Origin of the sequence: Thalassobacterium maritimum (assembly GCF_031127805.1) — a bacterium.
Taxonomy (GTDB): Bacteria; Verrucomicrobiota; Verrucomicrobiia; order Opitutales; family Coraliomargaritaceae; genus Thalassobacterium; species Thalassobacterium maritimum.
Genome location: NZ_JARXHW010000049.1, coordinates 19,733 through 31,233 on the forward strand (window position 1 = coordinate 19,733; position 11,501 = coordinate 31,233).

Below are 11,501 nucleotides of genomic sequence, written 5' to 3' on the forward strand. Positions count from 1 at the left end.
GCCGAGAACCTGAACCGAACCAACAACACTGCGGGCGTCACAAGTGAAGCCCCTACAGAAAAATGTTCCAAAAAGTCCTGATAGCCAACCGCGGCGAAATCGCTTGCCGTATCATTCGCACACTCAACGAGCTCAAAGTGGCTTCCGTCGCGATCTACTCCGACGCGGATTGTGATGCGCCACACGTATCCATGGCCACGGAGAGTTATCGCATCGGCCCGCCAGCCGTAAGCGAAAGCTATCTACAAGCGGATAAGATTCTGGAGATCGCGAAACAAAGCGGGGCCGAGGCGATTCACCCTGGCTATGGTCTACTGAGTGAAAATGCAGACTTCGCTGCCGCCTGCGAAGCCGCAGGGCTGGCCTTTATTGGGCCCACTGCAGCGAGCATGTTGGCTTTTGGACTCAAGCATGAGGCTCGCCGCTTGGCACAAGAGAACGCCGTGCCGCTCTTGCCGGGCAGCCCTTTGCTGAAGAGCTTGGAAGAAGCCAAACCACTCGCGCTGGAGATTGGCTACCCCGTCATGTTAAAGAGCACCGCCGGTGGTGGTGGGATCGGCATGCAGATTTGCGCGGACGAATCGGAACTGGTCGAAGCCTACGATCGAGTGGAGCGTTTGAGCCAAAGTCACTTCGGGCAAGGTGGCATCTTTCTTGAGAAATTCGTGGTGCATGCGCGTCACCTGGAAGTGCAAATCTTTGGCGACGGACACGGCCACGTGGTCTCACTGGGCGTGCGCGATTGCTCGACCCAGCGTCGCAATCAAAAAGTGATTGAAGAAACACCACCAGCCAATGTGCCGGAATCGGTGATCGATGGCTTGCAGCAGGCTGCCTTGCAACTAGCAAAAGCAGCCAGCTATCGCTCTGCGGGCACGGTGGAATTTATCTACGACAATGATAGCCACCAATACTACTTCCTCGAGGTCAATACGCGGCTACAAGTAGAGCACGGTGTCACCGAGCTGGTCACGGGCGTCGATTTGGTTAGTTGGATGGTGCAACTCGCTGCGGGTGATATGAGCCTTTCCGAGGAGTCGAACATTGTGCCACAGCAGGGCCACGCCATTCAGACCCGTCTCTATGCCGAAGACCCGAACAAAGACTTTCAACCTTCGAGTGGATTGCTCACCCAAGTGGTCTTCCCCGAGGATGTGCGCTGCGATCACTGGCTCGCTTCGGGCACGGAGGTCAGCCCATATTACGATCCCCTGTTGGCAAAGCTACAGGTGTATGCGGAAGACCGTCCCCAAGCAGTGGCTGCGATTAAGGACGCGCTCGATCAAACACGCCTGGACGGCATAGAAACTAACTTAAACTACCTGCGCTCGGTGGTGGATGCAGAGGTCTTTATCAAGGGCGAAGTCGTGACAAAGACTCTGGCCTCGCATGTGTATCAACCACGCAGTTTTGAAATCCTACGCTCCGGCACCATGACCACAGTGCAAGATTTCCCCGGTCGGGTGGGCTATTGGGAAGTCGGCGTGCCACCTTCGGGGCCGATGGATAGTTTGGCTTTTCGCTTGGGGAATCGCATGCTGGGCAATGATTTTGATGCCGCGGGCCTTGAGATCACTGCCAATGGGCCACGTATCCAATTTAACACTACCTGCACAGTTGTGCTCACAGGTGCAGCGATGGAGACGCAGCTGGATGGCGAAGCCGTCGATTTCTATAAGCCTTTTGAAGTGCCAGCCGGCTCCATCTTGGATATCGGCAAGACAACCGGTGCCGGCGTGCGCAGTTATCTTAGCATTCTAGGAGGGATCGATGTGCCGAAGTATTTGGGTAGTCGCTCGACATTTACACTTGGCCAATTTGGTGGTCATGGTGGCCGTGCTCTACGACTGGGCGATGTTCTCTATATCGGAGCAGAGCCTGAAGATGCATCGATCACAACTTTCACTGACGAAGCCGCGATCCCTCGTCTCTCCAATGTTTGGGACATCGCCGTCTTGTATGGCCCCCATGGGGCCCCCGAGTTCTTCACGCCAAAGGATATTGAAACCTTCTTTGAAAATGAATGGGAAGTGCACTACAACTCCGCGCGCACAGGTGTGCGATTGATTGGCCCCAAGCCAGAGTGGGCGCGCACCGACGGTGGCGAAGCGGGACTGCACCCTTCCAATATTCACGACAATGCTTACGCTATCGGCGCGATCGACTTTACCGGCGACATGCCCGTGATCTTAGGGCCCGATGGACCCAGCCTGGGTGGCTTTGTGTGCCCCGCTACAATCATCCAATCCGAGCGCTGGAAAATGGGACAGCTTAAACCAGGCGACAAGGTGCGCTTCCGCTGCGTCACTCGTGAAGAAGCGGAGCACTTGCGCAGCGTGCACGAGGAAAGCATCCTGACGCTGGAGACTGACTTCTCCGTGCCGGATTCCCCGCGCATCCCTGCCCCGCAAGAGGCGATTTTACACGACGAGGGCGAAGGTGCCGATCGCATAGTCATCCGCCAGGCCGGCGATGCTTACATCCTCGCGGAAGTGGGCCCGATGGCACTCGATTTCAAATTACGCTTCCACATTCACGTGCTCTACGAGGCCTTGAATAAAGAGACCTTTGAGGCGGTGCAAGACATCACTCCTGGCATCCGCTCCTTGCAGGTGCATTTTGATCCTGCCAAGGTCAGCGCAGAATCGGTGGCCGCGTGGATTGCTTTGGTCAATGCAAAGTTACCACCACTGGAAAATGTGACAGTGCCCTCGCGAGTGGTGCATCTGCCACTCTCCTGGGATTCACCTTCCACCAAAAAGGCGATCGACATCTATATGCAGTCCGTGCGCCCCGACGCACCATGGTGCCCGGATAATATCGAATTCATTCGTCGTATCAATGGATTGGATACAAGAGGAGACGTCTACAATGTAGTCTTCAACGCTCGCTACGTAGTGCTGGGACTCGGCGACGTCTACCTCGGCGCACCCGTTGCGACGCCACTGGACCCACGCCATCGCTTAGTCACGACTAAATACAATCCCGCCCGCACATGGACTCCGGAAAATGCCGTCGGGATCGGGGGCGCTTACATGTGCATCTACGGCATGGAAGGCCCCGGCGGGTATCAGTTTGTTGGCCGCACAGTGCAGATGTGGAATCGCTACCGCAGCACTGCTTCTTTCGAAGCAGGCAAACCTTGGTTGCTGCGCTTCTTTGATCAAATCCGTTACTATCCTGTCAGCGAGGATGAGCTGAATCAAATGCGGAAAGACTTTCCGCACGGCCGTTTCGAGCCAAAGATAGAAGAAGGCGAATTCAGCCTCGCAGATTATCAGGCCTACCTAGCTGACAACGATGACAGTATTCGCGAATTCAAAACCAAGCAACAAGCCGCATTTGAAGACGAGCGCGCCCGCTGGAAAGCTGCCGGACTGGATTCCTTCGTAGAAGAAGAAGTCATGCAAGCAGAAGACGATACCGCTGGCTTGCCCGCAGGTGCAGAGCCAGTGGAAAGTCCTGTGGCCGGAAGTGTCTGGAAGATACTCTTAGAGGAAGGAGCGACAGTCGCTGTCGGTGATACCATCGCGGTCCTGGAATCCATGAAGATGGAAATCAAACTCGAAGCCCCGATTGCTGGCACTTTATGTGCTATTCTCTGTAAAGAAGGCCAAGCCGTTCAGCCAGGGCAATCACTCTTTGGTATCACGCCTAATGACTAATCTACAATTATAACGTAGGGGCTTCATTTATGAAGACCGCATCTGATCGGCTCCTTGGCACGGCGGTCTTCACAAGTGAAGCCCCTACGATTTTTACCATGAATATTTCCTTAGACATACAGAACCTGCATAAGCTCTATCTCTCGAAAGAACTCAAACCGCGTGAGCTGTGTGAAGCTTTGCAAAATCAGGCCAATGCAATCGACAATCCGAACATATGGATTCATCGCCTCAGCCCTGAGGAGCTGGATCCGTATCTCGTACGCTTGGAATCCGCAGACCCCGCGAGTCTGCCGCTCTATGGCATTCCGTTTGCAATTAAGGACAATATCGACTTAGCCGGCGTGCCCACGACGGCAGCCTGCGCGGCCTACGCCTACACCCCAGAGAAGTCATCACCTGTAGTGGAAAAACTCATACAAGCAGGTGCGATCCCAATCGGTAAAACCAACTTGGATCAATTCGCGACGGGTTTAGTCGGTGTGCGCAGCCCATACGGCGTGCCACGCAATCCACTCGCGCCAGATCGCGTGCCCGGAGGCTCCAGTTCGGGCTCGGCAGTGGCGCTATCGGAGAGCTTAGTCAGCTTCTCGCTCGGCACAGACACCGCGGGTTCCGGACGTGTGCCCGCCGCCTTCAATAAACTCTGGGGTGTCAAGCCCAGCAAGGGACGGCTCAGCACCAGTGGCGTCGTGCCCGCCTGCCGGACCCTGGATTGCGTTTCGATCTTTGCGCTGAATGCAGCAGACTCACAAGCCGTACTAAAAGTAGCCGAAGGCTTTGATAGCAGCGATGCCTACTCATTGCCCACAGCAGACCAATCCCTGCCCGTATCCAAAAAGATCGGCGTGCCGAAGCCCGAGCAATTAATGTTCTTCGGCGATGCGGGTTATGAAGCCGCATGGAGCCTAGCCCTACTGGAGCTCGAATCGAAAGGCTGGGAAATTGAAACCATCGATTTTGAGCCCTTCCTGCAGGCCGCCCGTTTATTGTATGAAGGCCCCTGGGTCTCTGAGCGCACTGCTGTGCTACAAGATTTCCTCGCATCCAATGCCGATGACTTCTTTCCGGCCACTCGCACAATTATCGGCGGCGGCTTAAACAACACTGCCTGCGACGCCTTTTCGGCCAGCTACAAACTGGCAGCACTGCGGCGCGAAAGTGAATCCGTCTGGCAGGGGCTGGCCGCAATCGTCACGCCCACCGCAGGCGGTTTTCCCACATTAGCGGACTTAGCAGCCGACCCGATCGGACCAAATTCGCAGCTCGGTTACTACACCAATTTCATGAATCTGCTGGACCTCTGCGCCGTAGCCACCCCCGCTGGCGAAACAGAAAGCGGCCTGCCCTTTGGCATCACATGGATCGCACCGCGCGACACAGACAAGGCCTTGATCGAGATTGCCGATAAAGGTCCGCGTGCACTAGAGGCTGATAATGACACACTGTCCATTCTCCTCTTCGGCGCACACATGCAGGGCTTACCCTTGAATGCACAAATTTTGGAGTTAGGTGGAAAATTCGTGGCTCAGGTCGATACGGCCGCTCAGTATAAAATGATTTATTTGCCCGAGCCCGCCCCGCATCGTCCTGGTATCATACGAGTCGGTGAAGGCGGATCTTCCATCGCCGCTGAAGAGTGGCGCTTACCGAAGGCATCGTTGGGCGCTTTGCTAGCCAGCATTCAGCAACCACTCGGACTGGGGCAAATTGAACTCAGCGATGGTCGTAAGGTGCATGGCTTCTTATGTGAAGCGGCCGCAGCCCAATCCGCTCAAGACATTTCAGCCACAGGCGGTTGGCGCGGGTTCTTGGCGCAGGCTTAGAGCGTTTCCTTACACCCATTCGAAAAAAGTTTGGCCCTAATAGATATGTCTTTTGTAACCTCGGTTCTCGCCAGTCCTAAGCTCGTCGAAAGGGGAACCGGGGCGATGCCGATCGTCTCCGACTGTGTCCTGCATAGCCTAAGGCGACGCATGGAAACAAAGTTTCGAGGCTACGCAAAGGCCAAGCTTATAGATCATATATTCTTAGAATGTGGTATTAGTCCAGCCCCATTACCTCGTCGGCGAAATCTTCCATCATCTCGAAGGCACGCTTGGCGGTGCGTTTGTCGTAGCGTGAGCCATCTGACTGAGCTTCTGGATTGGTGAATGAGTGCACGGCGCCGCTGAATTGAACCAGTGTCCAATCGTCGACTTCATTGCTTTTCATGGCTTCGATGAAAGTTTGCACATCTGCTTGTGGCACGTAGGGATCGTCTGCGCCGTGGAGCACTAGGGCTGGGATTTTGATTTGCTGAGTGTCAGCTGCCAAGGTGGGCGATTTGAGGTCTCCGTGAAAAGAGACGACGCCTTGAATGGACTCGGTGCCGGTGCGCGCAAGCTCCAGCACCGTGCCGCCGCCAAAGCAGAAACCAATGGCGATTGTCTTGTTTGGGTCGATCGGGTGCTGTCGTGCGAGTGCGTGGAAGACATCGACCGCTTTTTGGGCACGCGCTCGCATGAGTGCTCGATCGGAGCGCAAGACGCCTGCGGCCTTGCCGGCTTCGGATGCGTTACTAGGGCGTACGCCGACGCCATACATGTCGGCGACAAAAACGGCAAAATCATCGCCAGCGATCATACGTGCTTTGGTGTAGGCGTTCTCACTGGGTCCCATCCAGTTGGGAATCATGACTATGCCCGGGAGGGGCTCGTCCTGATTTGCGTCATCATCGTAGATTAAGGTGCCTTCAAATTCTACACCATCGAGTTGGTAAGGAATCGTCTTTTGCACCGTATCAGCGCTGGCATAATTTGTGATCGAGGCGGCGAGAAGTAGGAGGAGGGCGTGTAGTTTCATAGCCCTGCACGATGAGCACTTTGTGGTTAAATGCAAAAAATCCGCTCGGTTTCCCGAGCGGATTTTGAAATTACCACTCATGTACAAAAGCGCTGAAGCGCTCACTCTTACCTTAGGAGATACCTAGGAGATCGAGTCTAAGGTAAGCGATCCGGCTTTTAGCCGTTAATCAGATTTTAAACGCTTAGTAAACGTTGGTCGTTTCCTGACTGATGATGGGATCGTTCAGGAAGTCGGCGCTGAAGTTCATGACTGCGCGACCAGGGCCAATGTTCGCACCTTCAGCAGTGATGCTGAGGTTGGTGTCCTTGCCAGGCTCCAATGTCGTGCGTGGGAAGGTGACGGTTTGACCATTGATCGTGCCTTGGGCGTCGCCCGCCACGGCGGTGGGCTTGATCTTGTCGTTGAAAGTGACAGTTACGGTGCCGCTGACAGGCTCGAACTCACCTTGGTTGCGCACTTGGATGCTGTAAACTGTGGTTTCGCGCACACGAACCGGGTCTTTGCTGTCGGTGATCGAAACAGTCACACCAGGAACGGCGAGCCAGTTTGTGGTGACGCTATCGGAGGCCTCCAGGCCATTGGCGCTGACCACTTTTACGGTATTGGTGGACTCGCCCTTACGGGTCGCTGCGATCTCGGTGCGGATGAGTTGGCTAGAGCCGGCGGGGAGGTTGGGAATCATCCAACCGATGGCATTGCCAGAAACACGGCCGCGGCCGTTGTCGGCGACAGATGCACCCTTAGGCAAGATGTCGGTGATACGGACGTTTTTAAGGTCAGTATCGCCCGTGTTTTCGATGGTGATGTTGAAGACTTCAGGCTTGAAGACATAAGCTTCGGAAGGGCCGGCCTTACGGACACGGATGCCAGACTGCACGACTGCGATTGGAGAGCTCGCGACTTGGCTTTGACCTGGGCCGCCGGTTTGGCCGCCGTCATAGCTGGCGACGGCACGATTGCTGAAGTTGCCCTGTTTCACGGCTTTTGCGGTATAAGTGACGCTCTTAGTCTCACCTGGGGCGAGGTTGCCAATTGGCTGGCGCAAGTTGCTGGTAGGCGTAAAGGCGTCAGGCAGAGTGTCGGTCACCACGACATTGGTCGCTTCGGCCGAGCCGTTATTAGTGACAGTGACGGTCCAGCTCGCTTCTTCGCCCAGTTCGATGCTTTGTGGGCCCTTCTTTACGACATCCAATTTGGGCTGGCCAGCGAAGAAGTCTAAGCAGAAGGCATTGTCCACGGTAACGGTGGAGCAGATCTGGTGGTTACCTTCGGTGGTTGGTTTGACAGTGATGTCGATATCCTGACTTTGTCCTTTACGCATGGAAGGGAAGTTCCAATTGGCATTGCTGCCAGCGAGCGAGGCTGCCGGGTTGGCCGATTGAAATTGGACGCCCGCAGGAATGGTTTCGGTCAGGCGGACATTGTTTACATCATCAAGAGCATTGATCGTAATGCGGTATTTAAGAGATCCACCGACAGAAGCAGCTTCGAGTACACGCTTGGTGACTTTGATTTGATTGGTGCGCATAATCACGTCCGAGCCGCGGCTGGGCGTGGCAGGAATGGCCTGCCGAGGAGGAGACACGACAGGATTGCTAGCGTTATTCGCTGCCGGAGCCTTGTTATCGGCGCCCTGCCATTGAATTTGCGTGGAAGCCGGCTGAGTAGGAGCGGTGTAACCACGATCTATTTGGGTCGGGGCGGTTTGACAGCCAGTAAAGGCGAGCGCGAATAGGCTCAATGTCGCGAATAAAATGGAGCTGAGTCGTTTCATATATCCTCAGTTCTAACGGATCGCGAGCTCATGTAAAGAAATCGCTGCACTCGCGGGATTTGCATGATTTTAAAATAAGGGATAGGTCTTTATTAGTTTAGTAGAGTATATTTCGCAGATATGTTCTCTAATGTCTCATTCAGTGCTTATCCTCGCGGATTTGCCGTTTGCGGAATTGGACTGTCGCTATGATGGAGTCTAAGACTGCGTTTAGCTCTTTGGAAATATCGAGGGTCAAAAAGCGCATGACCAGATAGTTGTTTCGCTGCAGTAGGAGGTCCTTACGTCGATCGCTGCGCCATGCGACTGCATCTTTTAGGTGTTGTGAGCCGTCTAGTTCGATCACTAATTTGAGTGGTTCACATAGAAAATCGACTTCCATGCGACTGCGTTGATTGAAAGGGATGGGTAATTCTACATTGAGCTGAAAATACCCTTTTGTGAGATCTAAAGATTCTAGTCGTTTGTGAAGGAAGGCTTCCGAGGCGCTTCGAGTGCGCGTAACATCATCTGGAGGTTGTGCTGCGTGCATGAAGAGCTCTGCCAGTGGTTCATCGACACCGTCTTGTATTAGGCGTTTTACGCTGCCTGAATAGTCCTTTTTCCAAGCGGGATCGACGGGTAAGGGCACGCTCTGTGGCCAGCCTGGGAGTGCACTTGCCGGTAACAAAATTGAGTAGCCCACTGCTTCGTAGCCAGCACAGCGTTTATCGAACATTCGTGCGAGCATTGACGTGTCTAAATCTGCATAATCGTAAATTTGAACGACCTTTTTGCTCTCATGTAAACGATGAAGTCGACCGGCATATTGGGCGATCGTTCCGCGCCAGGAAACTGGCATGGTTACGAAGAGTGTATCGAGTTGCGAATCGTCGAAGCGTCCGGTCGCTAAAACTACAGCGGGTCGCTGCGAGGCAGCATCCGGCTCAAGTTGTGTCAGGGCTTCGGCTAAGCGCTTTTTGCCCATGCCGCCCTGCAAACAAATATAGCGTATGTTGTATTGCTCCAGCAGCTTGCTGAGATATTCCAAATGTTCGGTTCGTTCCGTGATGATTAGTGGCGAGCGACCATCGCTTACGGATCGGACTACATCATTTATAATCAGACGGTTGCGTTCTGAATCTTCGATCAGAGCTTGGCAGAGTTGTTGAAATTCGATGCGGGCATCATCTTCAGGTTCATGGATCGGGCGGAAGCGAGTTGGGCGCACGATGACATGATGTTGGAAGGGGCGTGTCGCTGCTTGGTCTTTTGCATGCACTCGATGTCGAATTGGCCCACACTGCATTAAGATGATAGGGTGATGTCCGTCTTTTCGTTCAATGGTAGCGGAGAGTCCCAGCACGTATTTAGCCTTCGCTCGACTCACTGCTCGTTCAAAACTCTGAGCTGATAGGTGATGGCACTCATCTACGATTAAATGTCCATAATCCGTAATGCGATCATCCACAACATCCTTGCGCACCAGACTTTGGATGAGAGCGATATCAACCTGCCCTTTGAGTTTGCGTCGTCCACCACCGAGGCGACCTATAGACTTTTCAGGAATATCGAGAAATTGGGAGAGCCGTTCGACCCATTGTAGCATGAGTTGCTGGCGGTGCACGAGGATGAGTGTATTTACACCTCGTTCTGCGATCAGCCATGCGGCTAAAACAGTTTTTCCAAATGCTGTGGTGGCGGCTAACACGCCCATTTCATGTGGAAGCAGAGCTTTCGCTGCAGTGGTTTGATCAGGTCGTAATTCGCCAGAGAAAGCGAGATTCAAGGGAGTCCCTTTGTTTCGTAAGTCTTTACGTCTGTAGCGAATGTTACACTTTCGTAAGAGAGTTTTCAAATCGTCTAAGCAGCCACGGGGCAATGCGATATGTTCCGGGTGCGCTACTGCGCATGCAATGACACGAGGTTTATCGTAGGTGGGTAGACGCATTGCCTGCGCTTTATAAAATTCTGGGTTTTGAAATGCGGCTAAGTGGAGGATGCGGTTACGCAGAGAGGGCGGTAAATTGTTCTTCGGTATATAGATTTTATCGGAAAGCACTATTTCGAGGCTGTCTGGCAATGTGCCAGAAATCGGAGGCTCTTGCTGCTGACGGGAAGGCGGGGCTTGCCAAGGTGTGAGGGCAAACTCTTCATTTGGTGCGATACGTACAGGCAAAATGCGACGTGTGTGCTCTGCACTTGAAACGATCTGCGTGACTGTTTCCGGTGGAATCCGATTCAATTGTCCAAGAAATTTCCATTGATCATCGAATGGCTCAAAAGTGTCGTTTAAGAATACCGAGTTGCCCGCATTTCGAGCAGCTTTTTGCAAAGGCAGTGCGATCAAATTACCAAAGCCACCCTTGGGTAGTGTATCTTGATTCGGAAACATACGGTCGTAGGAAGACAGGCCCATCTCTGGCCGTAAGTCTAATGCTTCGGTCAGTATGTGGGTTCCCAGTCGCCTCGCTTGGATCGCTGGAATCGCGCGCTCAAAGAATAACCACAGGTGGGCTCCATTGCCTGAGCGCGAACGTTCCAGTGCAATAGGTAAGGCTAGTTTTCGCAGCACTGTGATTAGAGCGGACGCATCGTCCTGCCAACCAATGCCGTCTAGATCGATTGCCAAAAAGTGGCAGGTCTCATCCAGCAGCATGGGATACACGCCCATTACAAAAGTTTGGCCACTCGCGTCCTTGCCCGAAAGATGCCAAGCGATTAGTCGTTCATTAACTGGAATCCAATCTTGGTGAAGACAATTGGAGCATTTGATGCGCGGCTTCTCGCAAATACCTCGCACCCATTCATTGCTACAAGCAGGCGAGTAGCCTGCCCGACCAGTGCGAACACTTTCAAAGCGCTGTGGAAACACATCCGTACGTCCCCGAAATAGAGAGCGGAAACATGCAATCTTATCCTCAGGTGCTGAGTGGTAATTTAAGCCAGAAAAAGAATGCTGATGAGGAAATGCCATAACAGAAATCCTGTGATGACGCGCATTCTAGCACTGTCTGAGCTTGAGGACAATAAGCGAGCGTTGGCGGCTTAATCTGCCCCGGCTATGTAAACGCAGCGCCACGCACGCGTTTCATTGCAACCAGATCGCTCTCCGCTTCGGCAGGAATATCCTGAGGTTGGTAGCGATGTTTGCGCCCTGTGCTACGTTTCCAGTGCTCCGCATGCGACTGCACAAACTCGCGCGAGCCCAGCACAGCACCTTCCGTAAAGTAGCG

At 53.6% G+C, this 11,501-nt stretch carries 5 protein-coding genes; 2 read left to right on the top strand and 3 right to left on the bottom strand.

The window, feature by feature from the left end; all coding sequences use genetic code 11:
- Window positions 1-62 precede the first annotated feature (62 nt).
- Window positions 63-3,665, top strand: coding sequence for an urea carboxylase (gene uca, locus QEH52_RS16100; RefSeq protein ID WP_308951822.1), 3,603 nt, complete (start codon window positions 63-65; stop codon window positions 3,663-3,665).
- A 98-nt stretch (window positions 3,666-3,763) separates the two neighbouring features.
- A complete protein-coding gene (gene atzF / locus QEH52_RS16105) occupies window positions 3,764-5,491 on the top strand; it encodes an allophanate hydrolase (RefSeq protein WP_308951824.1) in 1,728 nt (575 codons plus the stop codon).
- Window positions 5,492-5,708: 217 nt separating this feature from the next.
- Here atzF and QEH52_RS16110 read toward each other — a convergent pair whose 3' ends face one another.
- From QEH52_RS16110 to QEH52_RS16120, 3 genes are all read right to left on the bottom strand, one after another.
- Window positions 5,709-6,509, bottom strand: coding sequence for a dienelactone hydrolase family protein (locus QEH52_RS16110; RefSeq protein ID WP_308951826.1), 801 nt, complete (start codon window positions 6,507-6,509; stop codon window positions 5,709-5,711).
- Between the two features lie 184 nt (window positions 6,510-6,693).
- Window positions 6,694-8,286, bottom strand: coding sequence for a CARDB domain-containing protein (locus tag QEH52_RS16115; protein WP_308951828.1), 1,593 nt, complete (start codon window positions 8,284-8,286; stop codon window positions 6,694-6,696).
- A 139-nt stretch (window positions 8,287-8,425) separates the two neighbouring features.
- Complete coding sequence (locus QEH52_RS16120) at window positions 8,426-11,242, bottom strand: TOTE conflict system archaeo-eukaryotic primase domain-containing protein (protein ID WP_425609295.1); 2,817 nt, start codon at window positions 11,240-11,242, stop codon at window positions 8,426-8,428.
- Between the last annotated feature and the right edge of the window lie 259 nt (window positions 11,243-11,501).